The organism is Kitasatospora purpeofusca, from assembly GCF_036010405.1.
Taxonomy (GTDB): Bacteria; Actinomycetota; Actinomycetes; order Streptomycetales; family Streptomycetaceae; genus Kitasatospora; species Kitasatospora purpeofusca.
In genome coordinates, this window is record NZ_CP108561.1 from 1,552,060 (window position 1) to 1,571,771 (window position 19,712).

A 19,712-nucleotide genomic window follows, 5' to 3' on the forward strand; every position below is an offset into this window, starting at 1 on the left:
GGGGCGGGCGTGGACGCCCGGCCGGCCGACCGGCTCAGCGACAGAGGGAGCTGGCGCGCCGCAGCAGGTCGACGTCGAGGCGGGCGACCAGGCGGAGGTCGGCACGGAGCAGCGGGGCGGCGGACGTCGTACGCGAAGCGATGAGCGACGACGGCCGCGAACCGGCGCGCTGTCCGCCTGCCCGCTGTTCCACGACGATCTCCGTCCCCCGCGCCCTCCCGGGCCCAATAACCGCGCTTGTGACGGTCCGTCGGTCGGACGCACCCTCACCTGGCTTATCCCCGGGGCACCCCACCGCAGTGTGGGGGTTGCCGGTCAGCCGGCCGGGGCCTTGGGGCTGACACTCTTCGCCGCCCCCGAGTCTAGGAAGCGCCCGGCGAGCGCGTCAATCGGCCGGGCCCCGGAATCCGGCCCACCGGCCGGTTCAGCACGGGGCGCAACGGTCGCGCAACACGCCCGCCACAGTGCGCCCCGGAGCCGCTCCCCGCCCCGACCGGGGCCGCTCCCGGCGCTCACCCCTCTCGCCCCACCCACCCCGTTCCCGTCGCTGCCCCCTCTCACCCCGCCAGGCCGTGCCCCGCCAGTCGGCGGCGCAGCCCGGCGAGTTCGCGCCGGACCAGCGGCGGCAGCCCGTCCGCCCCGCCGCCGGCCGCCGCGAGCACCGGCCCGAGCAGGTCGGCGGCGGCCCGGGGGTCCTGGGCGAGCAGGTGGCAGTCGGCCACCCGGACGGTGAACAGCAGACGGGCGGAGGGAAGTTGGTCGGGGGCGAGCAGGGCCAGCGCGGTCTCGGCGGCGGCGACGGCCCGGCGGGCCAGCAGGGGGTCGTCGACGGCGGCGGCCGCGTCGCGCAGGGCGGCGGCGGCCCCGGCCTCGACCCGCAGCCGCATCGAGGCGATGGAGAGCCAGGCGGCGTCGGACTCGTCGTGGATGCCGATGTGGTCGAGGTGGAGCCGGGAGCGGCCGAGGTGGCGGACGGTGGCGCGGACGTCACCGGTCATGGCGTGGGCGCGGGCCTGGGCGATCTGGCCCATGGCCCCGGCCCAGTGCCGGGCGGGGGCCACCCGGGAGATCTCGCGGGCGTAGCCGAGGGCGGCGTCCGGGTCGCCGTCGAGTCGGGCGAGGAAGCTCATGTCGCTGAGCGCGGCCACCTGGGTGGCGTGGTCCCCGGCGAGTTCGGCCCAGCCGAGGGCGCGGGTGAAGCAGGCCATGGCGGTGGCGTTGCGGCCGTCCTGCATCCGCAGGGCCCCGGCGGCGTGGGCGTACTCGCCGGCGAGCCGGGCCAGCGGGCGGCGGTCGGGGCCGGCCGGGCGGGCGGCGAGGCGGCGCAGCACGACCCGCAGGGTGTCCTCGACGGCCGCGGTGCCGGGGGCGGTGGGGCTGTCGCCGGCCCGCAGGTGGGCGGCGAGCAGTCCGGCCAGGGCGTGGGCGGTGTCGGGGTCGACCGGGGCCGCGGTGTCGGGGTCGGCGGCGCGGAACGCGGTGTGCAGGGCGGCCAGGTCGGCCGGGGCGGGGACGGCGCAGCCGACGGCGTCGTGGAGGGGGCAGAGCAGTCCGTAGTCGGGGAGGCGCTCGGGCAGGTGGGCGGCGAGGCCGGCGGGCAGGACGGGGGCGAGGGCGGCGACGGGCGGGCCGGGCAGCGGGGGGCGGGTCCAGTCCCCCGCGACGGGGGCGGGGGCGGGGGGATCCTCGGCGACGGCGGGAGCGGGGGCCGGGGCCGGGCCCTCCTCGGCGAGGCGGCAGGCGGCGCGCAGTTCGCCGCCGGCGTGCAGCAGGTCGTCGAGGCGGTCGGCGATCCGGGGGCTGGTGCGGCGGGTGCCGTGCTCCAGTTTGCTGACGGCGGTGTGGTCGTAGCCGATCTCGGCGCCGAGCTGGGCCTGGGTCAGTCCGGCGCGGCGGCGCCACTGGCGCAGCCGCAGACCGAAGGCCTGCCAGAGGTGGTCCTCGACGGGCGTGGTCGCCGCCCGGTTGCGGTGCACGGGGCTGCCCTCCCGAGTGCGTTCCGGGCCCTCCGGTGGGAGAGGTCCGCTGAGGAGGACGGTACTGGACGAGGACCCCCGCCGTACATGAGGTGGTCTCAACCACTTCCGCGCTCTGGTCTCAACCTCTCCACACGATGGTCTCAACCTCTCCTCTCTATTGGTCTCTACCTCAGCGACCACCGGTCTCGACCTCTCCGAGCGCTCCGACCTGCCCGGAAGCCTTTTCCACCGTCAGCTCCCGCGCACCGAAGGCTCCTTGGAGCACTCGGACAGCACTTGACGGAACTTGCCAACCCCCCGTTCCGCGCGTCCAGCCCGTTGACCGTGCCATGACGGCGTGTGAGGGTTCCGGCACCCGAGCGCGGACGCCCACAGATCCAGTCCCCCCAGCGTCCTGCGGTGAGCGCCTCTCCGGCGCACCGTCCGCGGTCGGGCACCCCCACGTTCGAGGAGCCTCGGAATGAAACGCAGATTGCTGACGGCGGGGACCACCCTGACCGTCCTGGCCGGCATGCTGACCGCCACCGCGGTCGGACAGGCCGGCGCCGCCGCCGGTGCGGCCGCGCCGACACCCCCCAGCGCGCTCGCCGCCGCCGTGAACGCCGCCGACCAGGCGGCCGCGGCCGGCCTGGACGCCCTGGCCAAGGGCCCCGGCGAGACCTACGAGCGCCAGTCCGTGACCCCCTGGCTGGGCGGTCTCTACTCGGTCGCCTACGAGCGCACCTACAAGGGCCTGCCGGTGGTCGGCGGCGACGCCGTCGTGATCGCCGACGGTCAGGGCAAGGTGCACGGCTCCCAGTCCGCCAACACCGGCGCGATAGGCGTGCCCACCACCGCCCTGATCAGCGCCGCCAACGCGGAGCGCACCGCACGCACCAAGCTGGCCACCGTGGACGGCGTGCAGTCCCGCCGGCTGGTCGTCCGGGTCAAGGACGGCTCCGGGCGGCTCGCCTGGGAGACCGTGCTCACCGGCCGCACCGCGAGCGCCCCGAGCACCCTGCACGTCTTCGTCGACGCCCGGAACGGCGAGGTCGTCGACAGCTACGACGACGTCCGGGCCGGGACCATCAACAGCAAGTGGAACGGCCCGGCGCCGGTCACCATCAGCACCACGGGCTCGGGCAGCAGCTACTCGCTGCGCGACCCGGGCCGGCCCGGCCTGAGCTGCGCCGACAACGCGACCGGCCAGGTGTTCACCAAGTCCTCGGACTCCTGGGGTACCGGCAACCCCACCAGCAAGGAGACCGGCTGCGGCGACGTCATGTTCGCGGCGCAGAAGGAATGGGACATGCTCAAGGACTGGTTGGGCCGCAACGGCCACAACGGTACCGGGGGCAGCTGGCCGGTCAAGGTCGGTCTCAACGACGTCAACGCCTACTGGGACGGCTCCTCGGTCTCCATCGGCCACAACAACGCCAACGAGTGGATCTCCTCGATCGACGTCGTCGGCCACGAGTTCGGCCACGGCATCGACCAGTACACCCCGGGCGGCGCCAACAACGAGAACGGCCTGGGCGAGGGCACCGGCGACATCTTCGGCGCACTCACCGAGGCCTACGCCAACCAGCCCTCCCCGTACGACAACCCGGACTACACCGTCGGCGAGATGATCAACCTGGTCGGCCGCGGCCCGATCCGCAACATGGCCAACCCCTCGCTCGTCAACGGCGACCCGAACTGTTACTCCTCCTCGATCCCGAGCACCGAGGTGCACGCGGCCGCCGGCCCGCTGAACCACTGGTTCTACCTGCTCGCCGAGGGCTCCAACCCGGGCGGCGGCAAGCCCACCAGCCCGACCTGCAACAGCTCCGCGGTCACCGGCGTCGGCATCAAGGACGCGGGCCGGGTCTTCTACGGCGGCATGCTGCTCAAGACCAGCGGCATGACCTACAAGAAGTACCGGACCACCACCCTGACCGCGGCCAAGAGCCTCGACCCCTCCTGCAACCTGTTCAACCGCACCAAGGCGGCCTGGGACGCGGTCAGCGTGCCCGCCCAGACCGGTGACCCGAAGTGCGACGGCCCGACCGGGCCGGAGTTCTCGATCGGCACCAACCCGACCGCCGGCAGCGTCCAGGCCGGTTCCTCCGCCACCACGACGGTCGTCACCCAGGTGACCCAGGGCGGCGCCCAGACCGTCAACCTGACCGCCTCCGGCGCCCCGAGCGGCGCGAGCGTCAGCTTCAACCCGGCCTCGATCCAGTCCGGGACGAACTCGACCATGACCGTCGCCACCAGCGCCACCACCGCGCCCGGCAGCTACGTCATCACGGTCACCGGCACCGGCCAGACCACCCACACCGCGCAGTACACGCTGACGGTCGGCGGCGGCGGCCCCACCGGGCAGGCGCCCGACATCAGCGTCGCCAACGTGCAGGCGCACCTGGCCCAGCTCAACACCATCGCCTCGCAGAACGGCGGCAACCGCCGTACCGGCACCGCCGGTTACAGCCAGTCGCTGGCCTATGTGAAGGCCAAGCTGGTCGCCGCCGGCTACCAGGTCAGCGAGCAGACCTGCGGCTCCTGCACCTACAGCGCCAACAACCTGATCGCCGACTGGCCGGGCGGCCCCGCCGACCAGGTCACCATGTTCGGCGCGCACCTGGACGGCGTCAGCGCCGGCCCGGGCATCAACGACAACGGCTCCGGCTCGTCCGTCCTGCTGGAGACCGCGCTCGCGCTGGCCCAGCAGAACCCCACCATGACCCGCCACGTGCGCTTCGCCTGGTGGACCGGTGAGGAGCAGGGCCTGCAGGGCTCGCAGTACTACGTGAGCCAGCTGGGCTCCACCCAGCGCAGCGCCATCAAGGGCTACTACAACTTCGACATGGTCGGCTCGCCCAACGCCGGCTACTTCATCAACAACGTCAACTCCACCACCTCGGCGCCGATGAAGGCCTACTGGGACTCGCTGAACCTCCAGCCGGAGGAGAACGTCGAGGGCCAGGGCCGCTCGGACGACGCCTCGTTCCAGTCCGCCGGCATCCCGACCTCGGGCTACGCGGCGGGCGCCAGCGCCACCAAGACCGCCAACCAGGCGGCGAAGTGGGGCGGCACCGCGAACCGGGCGTACGACTCCTGCTACCACTCCGCCTGCGACACCACCAGCAACATCAACGCCACCGTGCTGGACCGCAGCGCCGACGGCGTCGCCTACACGCTGTGGAAGACCTCGGTCGGCAGCGGCCCGGTGCCGAGCAACGACTTCTCGGTCAACGTCAACCCGGCCACCGGCAGCGTCAAGCCGGGCGAGTCGACCAGCGCCGCGGTGAACACCGCGACCACCTCCGGCACCGCCCAGACCGTGAACCTCACGGTCACCGGCGCGCCGGCCGGGGTGACCGCCACCGTCAGCCCCGCCTCGGTGCAGTCGGGCGGCTCCGCGACGCTGAACATCTCGGTCGCCGCGTCGGTCCCCGCCAACACCTACAACCTGGTCGTGACCGGAACCGGTTCGGTCTCCCACTCCAGCAGCTACTCGCTGGTGGTCACCTCCGACCCCGGCCCGGGCAACGGCACCTGGGCCGCGGGCACCACCTACAAGACCGGTGACACCGTCACCTTCAACGGAATCAGCTACCGGTGCCTCCAGGGCCACACGGCCCAGGTGGGCTGGGAGCCCCCGATCGTCCCGGCCCTCTGGCAGCCGATCTGAGCGGACCGGATCGTCTCCGGGACGGGATGAAAAAGGCGGTGCCGCGGTTCGTCGAGGGGGACGGACCGCGGCACCGCCGCTTGTGCGCGCACGCCCGGACGGCAGCCGGGCGTGCGCGCTCAGGCGCAGGAGGGCTCGCCCTCGATCGCGGCCTCGGCCGTCAGCAGGTAGCGCCCGCCGGGCTGGCCGACCCGGGGGCCGCTGATCCGCAGCAGGGTGGCACCGGCGGCGGTCTCCCGGCCGTAGCAGCTGTCACCGACCACCCCGGTCCGGCGGGGCGTCCAACCCCGGGCCGGCAGCTCGGCCGCGTAGTACGCGTGCACCGGGGCCATGGTGTCCGGGTAGCCGTAGGCGAGGCCGGCGGTCAGCATGTTCTCGCCGTCGCCGTCGACGCACTCGGCGTCCGGCTCGGGGCCTTCGACCGGCCGCGAGCCCTCGGGGGCGAGGGCGAGTTCCTCCAGCTGCCGGAGCGCGGTGAGCCGCGGCTGCTGCCCGCCGCAGCGGTCGGCGCCGGGGAGGACGCCGCACCCGGCGGTCACGAGGGGGACGACCGCGGCGAGGACCAGGGCGGCGGTCAGGGTCCGGCGGGAGGTGGGCACGGGCACTCCGGGAGGTCGGGCAAGACGGATCGGACGGGAGGAAGGGCGGGACGGCGCACGCCGGAGCGTACGCCGTCCCTGGTGGAGTCGGATCATCAGTGCGTCAGTGCGTGCCTACCAGAGCACCCCACCGTCGTACAGGCGCCGGCCCATGTCCCGGAGGTTGTACATCAGGCCCCAGAGCCCGTACCAGATGTACGAGCGGAACATGTACCACCAGCCCCAACTGCTCGCGAAGCTCCGGGCGACCGAGTTGTTGTGCTTGTCGATGTTGGTGTCGCACCGCCCGGTGCGAGGGCAGGTCTCGCCGTACTCGTGCGCGTCGCCGATCCGCTTCGCCGCGTAGTAGCCGAAGAAGAAGGTCAGCGCGGACTGCCACATGAAGTGCCGGGTGGCGTTGTTGCGGGCGCCGCCGCCCGTCATCTTCAGCGCCATGACGGAGATGGAGGTCGCGAAGGCGCAGCCCCAGATGCCGAGCCGGCCGCAGGCCCTGGCCTCCTCGTAGTGGCGGCGCCAGTCGAAGCGGCCGGCCAGGTCGTAGCGGTTGAGCGGGTCGCCGTGGGTGTACTCGTAGGCGTTGGCGTTGCCGCCCGCCACCGGGTCGGTGGACAGGAAGCGGCCGGTGGCCGGGTTGTACAGGCGCACGCCCATCAGGGTCAGCCCGCTCGGGGTCTCGTCCGAGCGGACGTGTCCGCCGAGCCAGCCGTAGCGCACGGCGGGCTGGCCGGCCCGCGGGTTGCCGTACTCGTCGTGGTCGAGCACGGTCGGCGCGACCGCGGTGTCCAGCGGGAGCCGCAGCGCGACGTCGCCGTGCAGGTTGGTGAGCTGCAGGACGGTGCTGGCGGCACCGGTCCTCGCGGTGGTCGCGGCGAGCTCGCCGCCCGGACCCGCGACGTTGCGGGTGACGTTGCCGGCCGCGTCCTCTGTGATCCAGCGCGGGCCGTCGCCGTCGTTGGCGAAGTGGTTGACCCGGGCGGCGGTGGCCGTCCAGCTGCCGGCGTTGTTGGTCTCGGCGGTCCAGGCGCGGTGGCGCTGGGCAGAGTCGAGGGTCCAGGTCTGCCGGTTGGTGCCGGTGGTCTGCTGCTGCACCAGGTCGCTCGTGAAGAAGGCGAGGGTGGTGCCGGGCAGTGCGGTGGTGCGGCCGAACGCGTCGTAGGCGTAGCCGGCGTCGACCAGGCGGTCGCCGCTGTCGTAGGCCGACGTCCGGGTGGTGGCGCCCGCCGTGGTGCAGGCCAGGCCGCGCGCGGCGGTGGCGAGGGCGAGGGCGGTCCGGTTGGTGTTCCGGTCGAAGGTGTAGGCCCGGTTGACGCAGACCGCGTCGACCGAGGTGTCCTGCACGTTGACGAGCCGGCCTGCGCCGTCGTAGGCGTAGGTCTGGGCCGCGGTCACGCCGGGCGTGCCGCTGTGGGTGGCCCACTGGGCGTGCACGGTCTCGGTGACGCCGTCGACCAGCACGACGGTGCCGTCCGCGTCCTTGGTGTAGGTGCGGTTGACGGCGGCGCCGGACGGGTCCCGGCCGACGGTCAGGGTGTAGCCGCCGGGCAGGCCCTGGGTGAGGAGGGCGCCGTCCGCGTCGTAGCGGGCGGTGAAGGCGCCGGCCACCGAGTCGGTGACCGAGGTGGCCTTCCCGCGCGGGTCGACGGCGGTGTCGTAGCCGTAGGTGGTGGTGGACGGCACGCTGTCGGTGGTCTTCACCGGCCGGTTCAGCGCGTCGTACTCGGTGGTGGTGACCCCGCCGTCGGCGTCGGTGTACGAGACCAGGCGGCCGAGCGCGTCGTAGGCCTGGGTGATCGTGCCGCCGGTGGCGGAGGTCTGCCGGGTGACCTTGCCGTTGGCCGGGTCGTAGCTGACCGTCACCGCCGGCACGGTGGCACCGACGCCGCCGGTGACGGTGCTGGTGACGGCGCGGCCGGCCGCGTCCGAGGTGATCACGGTGCTGCGGGTGGAGCCGTTGGCCGTCTCGTCGGTCTGCGCGATCTCGCCGAACAGGCCGTACTGGACGGTCTTGGTGACGGTCTGGGCCGGGTTGGCGCCGCCGCCGGTGATGTCGCCCGCCGGGGCGGTGCGGCAGAGCAGGTCGGCCCACTCCGGGCGGCCGGCGCAGGGGCCGGTGCCGGTGGCGGTCCAGTAGGTGGTGCGGGTGGTGCCGGCGTCCGAGCCGTTCGAGGCGGGCAGCGAGGTGGAGACCGTGCGGCCCTTGGCGTCGTAGCCGGTGACGGTGGTGAGCGCGAGGCCCCCGGCGTCCTGGACCGTGCGGGTCGGCAGGCCGAGCGCCCAGTCGAAGCCGGTGGTGTCCCTGCGCTGCTCGGTGAAGACTCCCGGCCAGGCGCGCAGCGAGCCGCCGGTCACCGTACTGGTGACCTGGTCCTTGACCTTGGCGGTGCCGTCGGTCGGGCGGCCCTCGTCGTACGTCTTCACGGTCCGGGTGCGGGCGACGACCTGGCTGCCGGCGTTGGCGACGACGGTCGCCCCCGAGAGGGCGTCGGCGGCCAGGGTGACGCGGTGCAGCGGGCCGTACACCTCGCTCTCGCGCAGGCCGTCGGCGCTGTACACCGTGGTGGTGGACAGCAGGCCGGCGCGCTCGGCGGAGGGCAGGGTGTCGATGCCGAGGTCGGTGAGCCTCGCCTGGGCGCCGGTGCCGGAGCCGAGGGCGAGTTCACGGTTGGCGGCGCTCAGGCTGCGGACCTGGTTGCCCCAGCGGTCGAACTCGGTGGTGGTGATCCGGTGCCCGGGGGCCGCGGAGTTGACCTGCTGCCCGGAGGCGTTCAGGTAGCCGATGACGGCGCGGGTGTAGTCGCCCGTGCCGAGGTCGGCCCCGTTGGCGGAGGCGGGGACCTGGTCGGGCGGGAACACGGCGGTGGCGTCGGTGGGCAGGTCGGTCTGGCCCCAGCCGGCGACCGCGGCGGCCGAGAGGTTCTCGGGTGCCCTGGTGCCGGTCAGCGGGACGCCGTAGACGTAGCCGGTCGTCGCGGTGCCGTTGACGGTGCCGGTGGTGCCCTGGGCCAGCGTGCTGGTCCACACCTTGGTCAGCATGCCCTCGCCCGCCGCGGCGGTGCCGGGGACGTTGCCGTACGCCATGTGGTAGCCGCCGGTGACGCCCGGGGGCAGCACCGCGTCCAGGGCGCCGGCCGCGCCGCCGCCGGTCACGTAGTCGTACCGGGTGGTGGAGGCGGTGCCCAGGCGCGGGTCCCAGGCCAGGCGCAGCGCACCGGTGCTGTCGTAGCGGTAGGCCGCGACGTCGGTGGCGGTGGCGTTGGCGGCGCCGGGCGCGGTGGCCCAGAGCTTGATGCCGCCGACCTGGCCGGCGAAGTCGCCGAAGGTCGCCGGGTCGGTGGTGCCGGTGGCGGTGGTGGCGGCGCCGTAGACCAGCTGCAGGACGCGGCAGCCCTTGACCGTCGGGTCGGCCGAGCAGGTGGCGGCCGGGACGGCGGTGGTCGGGGCGATCAGCATCCGCGGGCGGGTCAGCGTCTTTCCGCCCACCGTCACCGTCTCGTTGACGATGCTGCTGGTGGTGTCGGACAGGCCGTCCATCAGGCTGGTGGCGACCGTCCAGGTGACGGCGGCCGGGTCGGCCTTGGCGAAGGTGAGGACGGCGCCGTCGGTGTCGGAGAGGGTGAAGTCCCCGGAGGCGAAGGAGCCGCGCAGGGTGAGGTGTTCGCTGCCGGGCTCCGGCACCCAGCCGTTGCCGGCCGCGTTGGCGGTGTAGCCGACCGAGGTGCCGTCGCCGGCGACCAGGTCGAGCGAGGTCGCCGAGGTCCGGCGGATCTCGGTGAACCCGGTGCCGAGCGAGTCGGCGCCGACGCCGGACAGCCAGCCCGGGCCGAAGATCGCGGCCCGGCCGGTCTGGTTGGCGGCCGCGTACGGGTCGCGGGAGGAGTGGGTGCGGCTGACCGTCATGCCGAAGAACGACGCGTCGGTGGTGCTGACGGTGAGGTCGCCGGTGAGCATGTTGACGGTGCCGGGTCCGGCCTGGGTGGTGGTGGCACCGTCGGCCTTGCGGTCGACGACCACGTGCACCGGCTCGGCCGAGACGGCGGCGCCGTTCGGGCCGGTGAAGTCGGCGCGCACCTGCACGGTGCCGTCGGGGGTGACGGTGCCGGTGGCGTTCCAGGTGAGCGCGGGGCTCTTGCCGGCGGTCAGTGCGACCGGCCAGGAGCCGAGCGCGGTACCGCCGTTGAGGATGTCTCCGGCGGGGACGGTGGTCCAGGCGTCGGCGTCGGAGCGGCGCCAGGAGAAGGCCACCGCGGTGTACTTGGCGGCGTCGGCCTCGGCCGCGAGCGGGACGCGGGCGGCGGTGCGGGTGCCGTCGTTGGGTGCGGTGACGCCGCCGGCGCCGACCTGGAAGGTGTAGGAGAGCGCCTCGGACTTGTTCTCGGCCCGGTCGGTGGTGCGGACCTGGAGGGTGTTGGTGCCCGCCTTGGCCGGGGTGACGGTCAGCGCGACCGGGGCGGTGCCGCCGTTGGTCGCGGCCTTGGTCCAGGTGGTGCCGTCGAGCGACCACTCCAGCGCGTTCTGGTCGCCGGCGGGCGGGGTGACGGTGAAGACGCCGCTCTGCCCGGCGCCCTTGACCCACTGCCCGGACGGGTAGTCGGTCGAGGTGATCGCGGTCGGCGCGGACGGGGCCGAGGTGTCGACGGTGAAGTAGGCCCAGGCCGACCAGTTGTTGTTGTAGTGCAGGCCGTCGTAGGGCGAGGTGCGGAACCGGTACGTCTTGCCGTTGGCCAGCAGCCCGGCCGGGACCTTGACGGAGGCGGGCTGCCCGCTCGGCACGTACGGGGAGACCAGGACGTTGCCGACCTGCGCGTCGGTGGCGTTGTCGAAGATCTGGAAGGTGCCGTCGACCTTGTCGTTGTTGGGGTCGACGAAGGTGTCGCGCAGGGTCGGGGTGGTGGAGTTGACCCACCAGGTGCCGGCCGTGTCCTTGTAGAACGGCGAGCCGGCCTGCTGGTCGGTACCGGTGCGCGGACGGTAGTTGTACGTCACCGACAGCTTGGGGACGTTGCTCGCGGCGTTGGCGGAGTTGACCTCCTTCCAGTACTTGGTGGAGACCTCGTCCGGGGCGCGCAGGCCCATGCCGGAGGTGGTGTTCTTGGCCGAGGTCCAGGTCTGGACGAGGTTGGTGACGTCGGCGTTGATCCAGCCGTCGCCGCCGCAGGCGTCGCGGCCCTTGGTCTCGGTGGAGCTGCCCTTCTTGGCCTTCCAGGCCGGCTGGGCGGTCCAGCGCGAGGCCGTGGAGGCGAGGCCGGTGTCCCAGACCTCCCACGTGTAGGGCAGGCAGTCGCTGTTGCCGGAGTGGAAGTTGTACAGCGACAGGGTCGCCTTGGTGATCAGCGCGTCGGCGATCGGGCCGGTGTTCCAGTTGATGAACGCCCGGGCCTCGCGGGAGCTGCCGTCGGCGTTCTTGGTGCCGGAGTTGCCCCAGTAGATCTCGGTGTCGGCCGACCAGTCGACCGTCTCGCCCTTCTGCACCCGGGTGTCGAAGGCGTTGCCGAGCGCCGTGGTCGACGGGTCGACGGTCACCGGGTAGACGGTGGCCGGATCTGCGAGGAACGCCGCGTCCGGGGTGAACACCAGGTCGATCCGGTCGCCGCGCTGGACCACCTTGAGGCCGACCCCGGCCTGGTGGGGGTGCTCGCTGGAGCCGGGCGCGGCGGTGGCGTCCCACATCACCGGCGCGGGCAGCACGGCGCGCTGCTCCCCGTTCTTCCGGTCGGTGAACAGCACGCTGCCGTCCGGCTGCGCCTCGGCCCTGAGGCCCTTGGCGAGCAGCGGCATGGTGTACGAGAAACCGGCCGCGGTGGGGCGCTGCTTGAGCGTCACGAACTGCTCGAAGCCGGTGCGGGTGGCCTCGACGACGAGGTCGGCGGCGCCGTCGGCGACGGCGTCCCGGTAGGTGGCGCGGGTGCCGTCGAGCTCGGGCTTCGGCAGGCCGCCGAGCCACTGGAGCTCGACCTGCTGGTCGCCGGAGCCGAGGGTGACCAGGCTGCGGGCCTGCCGGCCGGCGTCCTGGCCCTCGGCGGCGGCACCGGCCGCCTGGGCGTCCTTGAGGTTCTTCACCCGCTCGCCGCCGGCCCCGGCCAGGCGCAGTCCGCGGGGGTGGGCCTTGGGCTGGACGGAGCCGTCGGCGGCGGCCTGGAGGGTGAGGTCGACGTCGGTCCACCGGCCGTCGCGCTGGAAGCGGACCGGGCCGGCGAACAGGTCGGTGGTGAGGGTGCCGTCCTTGTCGACCCAGGTGGTCGAGGTCTCGGTGCGCTCGGACAGTGCCTCGACCCGCTTGCCGGAGAGCCGGGCGGCGATCCGGGCGGAGGGAAGGTCGGCGGCGGTGGTGGCGGCGTCGGCGGTCGGCTGCTGGGGCCGGGCCGGGGCGGTGGCGGGAGTGGCGAGGGCGGGCTGGGTGCCGGCCAGCAGTGCGACCGCCACCGCCGTCGCGACCGTTCCGCCCAGTGCCCGGAGGACCGCAGGTGATCTGCGGGGCGCTCCACCGGGTATGGCGTGCTTCATGGGATCTCCTTGACTCGCCGTCAATGGGGGACGGCGGAGACGGAGCATAGGGAATCCCAATCGCGTACCAACAGAGCACCAAATCCTGGTAAAAGGGGCTCTTCTGCTCCATCTGTGGGTCGCTGAGGCGCGTCTAACGCGGGGCACGCCGTCCCCTGTGCAGATCTTGAGGTGTCGAGACTCAGAATCTGGGGTGCAGGGAGAACGGCGTGCGGTTGACCACGGTATTGAAGGCGTTGGTCGGATGCGAGCAGGCAGTGCCGGAGGAGGTGCGGTTTGAGGAGAAGTCGCAGGTCATCGTGGTCACTGTCCGGCCCAGGTCTCGGGCGCGTCGCCGGTGCGGGATCTGTGGAAGCCGCTGTCCGGGGTTCGACGCCGGTGCGGGGCGGCGGCGCTGGCGCCACCTGGACGCCGCCGGCCTCAAGCTCTACCTGGAGGCCGACGCACCTCGTGTGACCTGCGGGCGGCACGGGGTGGTGGTCGCCGCCGTCCCCTGGGCCCGCCACGATGCGGGACACACCCGAGACTTCGACCAGCAGGTCGCCTGGATGGCCACCGAATGCTCCAAGGCGGCCACCGCCCAGCTGATGCGGACCTCCTGGCGCACGGTCGGCGCGATCATCACCCGCCACCAGGCCGACGCCGATGCCGGGATCGACCGGCTCGCCGGCCTGCGGCATGTGGGCATCGACGAGATCTCCTACCGGCGCGGGCAGAAGTACATGACCGTGGTGGTCGACCACGACTCGCGCCGCGTGGTGTGGATGGCCGACGGCCACGGCAAGGACGTGCTCCGCTCCTTCTTCGACGCACTCGGCGCCGACCGCGCGCACCGGCTCACCCACATCAGTGCCGACGGCGCCGAGTGGATTGCCGACGTGGTCGCCGAGCGCGCTCCGAACGCGGTCCGGGCCATGGACCCGTTCCACGTCGTGGCCTGGGCCACCGAGGCCCTGGACGAGGAACGCCGCTCCGCGTGGAACCGGGCCCGACGCGAGGCCGCGGACCCCGAACTCGCCCGACGCCTCAAGCACTCACGCCACGCGTTGTGGAAGAACCCCGAGGACCTCACGCCCCGCCAGCAGGTCAAACTCGCCTGGATCGCGACCAACGACCCCCGCTTGCACCGTGCCTATCTGCTGAAGGAGGGCCTGCGCACGATCTACCGGATCGCCGCCGACGAGGGCGTCGAGGCCGCTGTGAAGGCCCTGGACCGATGGCTGTCCTGGGCTGTCCGGTCCCGCCTTCCGGCCTTCACCGACCTCGCCCGCAAGATCAAGCGCCACTACGAGGCCATCCTCCACGCGATCGTCGAGAAGCTGTCCAACGGCCTGATCGAGTCCACCAACACCAAGACCCGCCTGATCATCCGCAGAGGCTTCGGCTTCCGATCCGCCGAGGCCGTCATCGCCCTCGTCATGCTCTGCCTCGGCGGCAACCGCCCCACCCTGCCCCGACGCCAACTCGCATGACCAGACCCACAGGTCCAACACAAGAGCCGTAAAAGGGGCACTCATGATCATTACCAGCTGGTAAGGGCGCAATCGTGATCCAGCTCCACAAGGGATTCACCTGGCTTCACCGAACTCACGCCCGGTGTCCGGGCGGTCACGCGGAGGGCCTCCGCTGACGTAAGGTCAACGCGGACACAGCACGGACACAGCGCGCCCGGACAGCGCGGCCGGACGCCCGGCCCGGGCGGCCCGCGTCCGTCGGCCCGTCCGCTTCCCCTCAGCCCGCCGCCGACCGAGGAGGCACCCCCGTGACCACCGCCGCGAACCCCGGCCCCTCCCCCGCCGCCGCCCCGCCCGTGCCCGAACTGCCGCCCGAGGCCGTCGAGGAGTGGCGCACCGAGGAAGCCGAGCTGATCGACCTGCTGGCCCGCACCCGCCAACGCCTCGGCGGTGTCGCCGCGTTCCGGATCGGCCCGCGCCCCACCGTCCTGGTCACCGACCCCGAGGCCGTGCAGCACGTCCTCGGCCGCCACCCCGAGCGGTACGTCAAGCGCTCGCACCGGGCCCGGACGATCGCCGGCGAGGGTGTACTGACCGCCACCGGCGAGGCCTGGAAGCGCCAACGGCGGATGCTCCAGGCCCAGTTCACCGGTACCGGGATGCGCCGCTACGAGCAGCGGATCACCGCCGCCGCCCGCCGCGCCGCCGACCGCTGGGCCGGGTACGCGCGCACCGGCGAGCAGATCGACCTCGGCGCGGAGATGCGGCACTTCGCCCTCGACACCATCTGGCGCGCGCTCACCGGCCACCCCCTGGACCCGGCCACCGAGCGCGAACTCGACCGCATCGCCGCCGTCGTCGCCGCCCTCCCCCAACTCCCCGACGGCGACCGGGCCGGAGACGCCGTCGCCGAGGACCTCGCCCGGATCGACGCGGTGGCGCACACCGCGATCGCCGCCGCGCGCCGCCACGAGGACGGCCCCGACGGCCCCGGCGTCCTGCGGGTGCTGCTCGACGCGGCCGAGTTGCACCCCGAGTACACCGAGCGGCTGATCCGCGACGAGCTCGTCACCCTGCTCGTCGCCGGCCACGAGACCACCGCCACCACCCTCACCTGGCTGTACCTGCTCCTCGACCGCGAGCCCGGCGCCCGGCGGTGGGTCCTCGACGCCGGCCCCGAGGGCTCGCCCGAGCGGCGCGAGGCGGTGCAGGCCCTGGTCTCCGAGACGCTGCGGCTCTACCCGTCCGCCTGGATCCTCCCCCGACACGCGCTCGCCGACGACACCCTCGCCGGCCACCGGGTGGAGGCCGGCACCGACCTGCTGGTCTGCCCCTACCTCACCCACCGCGACCCGGCCCTCTGGCCCGACCCGGAGCGCTTCGACCCGACCCGGTTCGGCCCGGGCGGCAGCCGCCCCGCGCAGCTCGGCGGCTACCTCCCGTTCGGCCTCGGCGCCCGCGCCTGCCTCGGCACCCAGTTCGCGCTCCGCGAGTCCGTCGCGGTGCTCGAACTCCTGCTGCCCGCCTTCACGGTGCGCTTCCTCGACCGGCCCGCCGGAGCCGTCTACAGCATCACCGTCCGCCCGGACGGCCCGACGCCGGTGGTGCTCACGGCGGCGGGCTGACGGCGGCGCACTCACGGACCGGACCGGCGGCGCTCACCGCCGCCGGGCCGGATCCCGCCGATCGGCCACCGGGGCCCTGTCCGATAAACCGGTGGCCCGGACCGGCGGCCGCGCACTACGCTCCCCGCCACCACCCCTGCCTGCCCCCGGCCGAACCGGAACCCCCATGACCGACGCCCTGCTCTCCGGGCTGCTCGCCGGCTACGGCATCGCCGTGCCGGTCGGCGCGATCTCCGTCCTGATCGTCACCCTCGCCTCCCGCGTCTCGCTGGCCCGGGGCCTGGCCGCCGCCCTGGGCGTGGCCACCGCCGACGGCCTGTACGCCCTGCTCGCGCTGATCGGCGGCGCGACGCTCGCCCCGCTGCTCGCACCCGCCGCCGGCGCCCTCGAACTCGCCGCCGCGGCCGTGCTCGTCCTCCTCGCCGCGCACGGGCTGCGCGCCACCCTCCGCACCCACCGGGCGGACCGGGACCCGGCCGGCCCCCCGCCCCCGGCGCCCGCCTCCCCCTGGCGCACCTACGCCTCGCTGCTCGGCCTGACCCTGCTCAACCCGCTCACCGTGGTCTACTTCAGCGCCCTGGTGCTCGGCGGTCGCACCGGCCCCGGCAGCCTCGGGCCCGGCTTGGTCTTCGTCCTGGCCGCCTTCGCCGCCTCGGCCAGCTGGCAGGCCCTGCTCGCCACCGGCGGCGCCCTGCTCCGCCGCGTCCTCACCGGCCCCCGCGGCCGACTCCTCACCGGCCTCACCGGCAACCTGGTCGTCCTGGCCCTGGCCGTCCGCCTCGCCCTCCGGCACTGACCGCCCGGTGGCGGGACGGCTGGCTAGGCTGCCGCGCATGGACATCGTGATACCGCTCTTCGACCGATTCGAGCCGCTCGACGCGATCGGGCCCTACGAGATCCTCGCCTACGTGCCCGGGGCCACCGTGCGGTTCGTCACCGCCGAACCCGGCCTGGTGCGGGACGACCTGGGCGCCCTGCCGGTGCACGTGCCGACCGCGTACACCGAGGTGGAGCGGTGCGACGTCCTGCTGGTCCCGGGCGGGGGCGGCATCCGGCCGATGCTCGCGGACCCCGGCTTCCTCGACTGGGTCCGCCGGATCCACACCGGCACCCGCTTCACCACCTCGGTCTGCACCGGGTCGATCGTGCTCGGCGCGGCCGGGCTGCTGACCGGCCTGACCGCCACCACACACTGGCAGGCAGCCGCCGAACTGGAGTCGCACGGCGCGGTCCACACGCCGGAGCGGGTGGTCCGGCACGGCCGGCTGATCACCGCCGCCGGGGTCTCCTCGGGGATCGACATGGCCGTCTCGCTGGCCGCGCTGGTCACCGACGAGCTGACCGCCCGGGCGATCCAGCTGACGACCGAGTACGACCCGCAACCCCCGTTCGACAGCGGTTCGGTGGCCAAGGCCTCGGCCGAGGTGATCGAGCGGGCCCGCACCCTGGGCTGAGCCGGAGGACGCGGGCCCGAGCCGCCGCCGGCCCCCGGGTGCGGGGCCGGCGGCGGGTGCCGTCACGGGAAGGACGTGACCGTGGACGGGGTGGTGGAGGTGCCGGAGGTCGCGCCGCCGGTGCCGTTGATCACGTGCTCGTACTGGCCGTTGCCGCCCAGCGAGACCACCAGCAGGTCGTGGAACCGCACCCCGGGCCGGACCGGGGCTTCGAAGCCGTGGTCCATCCGGATGCTCGGGTCCACGTTGAAGTAGCAGTAGCTGCCGAGCCCCCAGCCCTCGTGGGTGGTGACGTTGTCGTCCACCTTGTAGGCGGCCCAGCCCCTGGTGGCGCCGTTCTGCACGGCGGCCTGGTTCGGGGCGTCGTAGGCGATCTCGTTCTGGAAGAAGATCGTCCGGCCGCGTTCGCCCGACCACTCGACGTCGTACTTCTTGAAGTGCTCGACGAACAGCCCGGTGCCGAGCACGTCGTCGCCGCGCACCAGCAGGCCGTAGTCGGCCGGGTTGACTGTCCAGCCGACGCCGGTGCCGTGGTCGGCGCGCCAGATCCAGGTGTGGTCGACGATCACGTCGTCACTGTTGACCACGATCCCGGCGGTGGCCGAGCCCGCACCCGCGCCGCCGACCCGGACGAACACGTCCTGGAGGGTGGTCGGGTCGTTCGCGTGGTCGGCGGCCGCGTTGTCCGGCCCGATCTGCACCAGCACCGACGAGTTGACCGGCCCGGCGTCGACCAGCAGCCCGGCCAGCCGGACACCGTCCACGTCGGCGACCCGGATCGCGGTCACCCCGTTGTCGGGCACCACGGTGGCCAGGCCGAGGCCGAGCACCACGGTGTCGGGGCGGGTCACCTCGATCGGCCGGTCCACGTGGTAGACGCCGGGGGTGAACAGCAGGTCCAGGCCCTGCGCCAGCGCCTGGTTGATGGTGGCCGCCGTCGCGCCCGGCTTGACCAGGTAGAACTGGTTCAGCGGCCGCGAGGTGCCCTGCGGGGTGCCGTCCCAGGAGACGCCCCGGGCGTTGGTCCGCTTCGCCGGGACGAACACCCGGTACTCGTTGCCGTCCAGGTAGAGGAACGGCTTCTCGCGCGACACCGGGGTGGTGTCGAGGGTGGTGTACGGCGGGTTCGGGAAGCTCTGCGCGGGCGCGCCCTGGACGCCGGAGAACACCTGGTTCCAGACGCCGTTGGAGAAGCCGCCGATCGCGCTGTCCCGGGTGTACCACTGCTGCTGCGAGTAGTTGCCGATCTGGCCGTCCACCCGGCTGTCGGCGATGTAGCCGCCGCTGGCCCAACCGTAGCCGTTCGGCGCCAGGTTGAGCCCGCCCCGGACGTGCATCCGGCGGAACGGCGCGGCCTGGGCGACGGCCCAGCGGTCGGTGCCGTTGACCGGGTTGAGGGCGAGGTTCTCGGCGGAGCGCCAGAAGTTCTGGGTGGCGTTGCCGTTGAACCACCCGGCGTCCACGGTGACATCGCCGTTGAAGGTGGTGTCGTCGGGCTTGAGGCCGAGGCCCGCGATCGAGGTGTAGAAGCCCAGTTGGGCGTTGAGGTTCTGGTAGGTGCCCGGCTTGAAGAGCAGCGCGTACCGCTCGGGGCCGAACTGGTTGGACTCCTGCTTGCGGAACACCTCGTCCAGCTTGGCCTGGATGCCGGCCGTACCGGGGTCGAAGACCAGCACGTTGGGGCCGAGGTCGCCGCCGCCCTGCACCGGCGGCACGGTCGGGCCGTCGGAGGCGGCGACCCGCAGCTCCCACAGCGAGTAGCCCCAGGCGGTGCCCCGGGCCTGGCCGTTGAGCCGGACGTAGCGGCCGCTGCCGGAGACGGCGAGGGTCTCGGTGCCGCCGGTGCCGTTCGCGGTGGAGTAGAGGGTCCGCCAGCTGACGCCGTCGTCGGAGGACTGGATCTGGTAGGCGCGCCCGTACGCCGCCTCCCAGGCGAGTTCGACCCGGCACAGTTGCCGCACCGAGCCGAGGTCGACCTGCAGCCACTGCGAGTCGGCGAAGGCGGAGGACCAGCGGGTGCCGGGGTCGCCGTCGACGGCGTTGGCGGCCGACAGGCCCGCGTTCTCGGTGGAGGAGGCGGTGGCCGGGCGGCCCCGCGCCGCGTCGGCGGCGCCGCACTCGGCGGCCGCGGGGGCGGGCGCCGTCACAGTGGCGGCGGTGGCGGGGGCCGCGAGGGCGGCCGGTCCCGGCAGGGCGAGGGTGGTGGCCGCGAGCAGGGCGAGACCGAGCCTGGCGGCCGGCCCCCCGTGACGCGGGCGTGCTGAAGTGAGCCTCATGGGCTGCTCCTGCGGTGGGGGTGGGTGAAGGTGGAGGCGCACACCGCGGCCCGTGCCCGGTACGCCGTTGGGCGCCGGGCGGTGGGGAACGACAGGACGGCTCGACGGGTCCGCGCACCGGCCGGCTCGGGGTTCGGCCGGTGCGCGCACGGACCCGCCGCGGCGGGCG

10 protein-coding genes and 1 riboswitch are annotated in these 19,712 nt (G+C 73.7%); of the genes, 5 read left to right on the forward strand and 5 right to left on the reverse strand.

Annotated features, from left to right (window positions below; translation table 11 throughout):
- Nucleotides 1-34 precede the first annotated feature (34 nt).
- Together OG715_RS06680 and OG715_RS06685 are read right to left on the reverse strand one after the other, a co-directional pair.
- Entirely contained in the window at nt 35-193 is a 159-nt protein-coding gene (locus OG715_RS06680; RefSeq protein ID WP_266276481.1) for a hypothetical protein, read from the reverse strand.
- Between the two features lie 35 nt (nt 194-228).
- Nucleotides 229-352, reverse strand: a riboswitch (SAM riboswitch).
- A 205-nt stretch (nt 353-557) separates the two neighbouring features.
- Nucleotides 558-1,976, reverse strand: coding sequence for a helix-turn-helix domain-containing protein (locus OG715_RS06685; protein ID WP_266276479.1), 1,419 nt, complete (start codon nt 1,974-1,976; stop codon nt 558-560).
- Between the two features lie 463 nt (nt 1,977-2,439).
- Between OG715_RS06685 and OG715_RS06690 the strand changes: the two genes are divergently transcribed.
- Nucleotides 2,440-5,634 carry a M28 family peptidase gene (locus OG715_RS06690; RefSeq protein WP_266276478.1) on the forward strand — a complete coding sequence of 1,065 codons (3,195 nt, stop codon included), beginning with the start codon at nt 2,440-2,442 and terminating at the stop codon, nt 5,632-5,634.
- A 119-nt stretch (nt 5,635-5,753) separates the two neighbouring features.
- Here OG715_RS06690 and OG715_RS06695 read toward each other — a convergent pair whose 3' ends face one another.
- Entirely contained in the window at nt 5,754-6,233 is a 480-nt protein-coding gene (locus OG715_RS06695) for a hypothetical protein (protein WP_266276477.1), read from the reverse strand.
- A 114-nt stretch (nt 6,234-6,347) separates the two neighbouring features.
- Nucleotides 6,348-12,734, reverse strand: a complete 6,387-nt coding sequence (locus OG715_RS06700) for a DNRLRE domain-containing protein (protein WP_266276476.1) — start codon at nt 12,732-12,734, stop codon at nt 6,348-6,350.
- A 209-nt stretch (nt 12,735-12,943) separates the two neighbouring features.
- Between OG715_RS06700 and OG715_RS06705 the strand changes: the two genes are divergently transcribed.
- From OG715_RS06705 to OG715_RS06720, 4 genes are all read left to right on the forward strand, one after another.
- A complete protein-coding gene (locus tag OG715_RS06705; RefSeq protein ID WP_266276475.1) occupies nt 12,944-14,206 on the forward strand; it encodes an ISL3 family transposase in 1,263 nt (420 codons plus the stop codon).
- A 290-nt stretch (nt 14,207-14,496) separates the two neighbouring features.
- Nucleotides 14,497-15,813, forward strand: coding sequence for a cytochrome P450 (locus OG715_RS06710; protein ID WP_266276474.1), 1,317 nt, complete (start codon nt 14,497-14,499; stop codon nt 15,811-15,813).
- 166 nt (nt 15,814-15,979) lie between these two features.
- Nucleotides 15,980-16,609: a LysE family transporter gene (locus OG715_RS06715; RefSeq protein ID WP_266276473.1), complete on the forward strand. Its 630-nt coding sequence runs from the start codon at nt 15,980-15,982 to the stop codon at nt 16,607-16,609.
- A gap of 37 nt (nt 16,610-16,646) precedes the next feature.
- Nucleotides 16,647-17,267, forward strand: coding sequence for a DJ-1/PfpI family protein (locus OG715_RS06720; protein ID WP_266276472.1), 621 nt, complete (start codon nt 16,647-16,649; stop codon nt 17,265-17,267).
- Nucleotides 17,268-17,329: 62 nt separating this feature from the next.
- Here OG715_RS06720 and OG715_RS06725 read toward each other — a convergent pair whose 3' ends face one another.
- Nucleotides 17,330-19,543, reverse strand: a complete 2,214-nt coding sequence (locus tag OG715_RS06725) for a discoidin domain-containing protein (RefSeq protein ID WP_266276471.1) — start codon at nt 19,541-19,543, stop codon at nt 17,330-17,332.
- Nucleotides 19,544-19,712: the final 169 nt, after the last annotated feature.

Coding starts and splice junctions, on each gene's coding strand:
- OG715_RS06700 (WP_266276476.1), bottom strand. CDS start 12,734: ATGAAGCACGCCATACCCGGTGGAGCGCCCCGCAGATCACCTGCGGTC.
- OG715_RS06690 (WP_266276478.1), top strand. CDS start 2,440: ATGAAACGCAGATTGCTGACGGCGGGGACCACCCTGACCGTCCTGGCC.
- OG715_RS06720 (WP_266276472.1), top strand. CDS start 16,647: ATGGACATCGTGATACCGCTCTTCGACCGATTCGAGCCGCTCGACGCG.
- OG715_RS06715 (WP_266276473.1), top strand. CDS start 15,980: ATGACCGACGCCCTGCTCTCCGGGCTGCTCGCCGGCTACGGCATCGCC.
- OG715_RS06725 (WP_266276471.1), bottom strand. CDS start 19,543: ATGAGGCTCACTTCAGCACGCCCGCGTCACGGGGGGCCGGCCGCCAGG.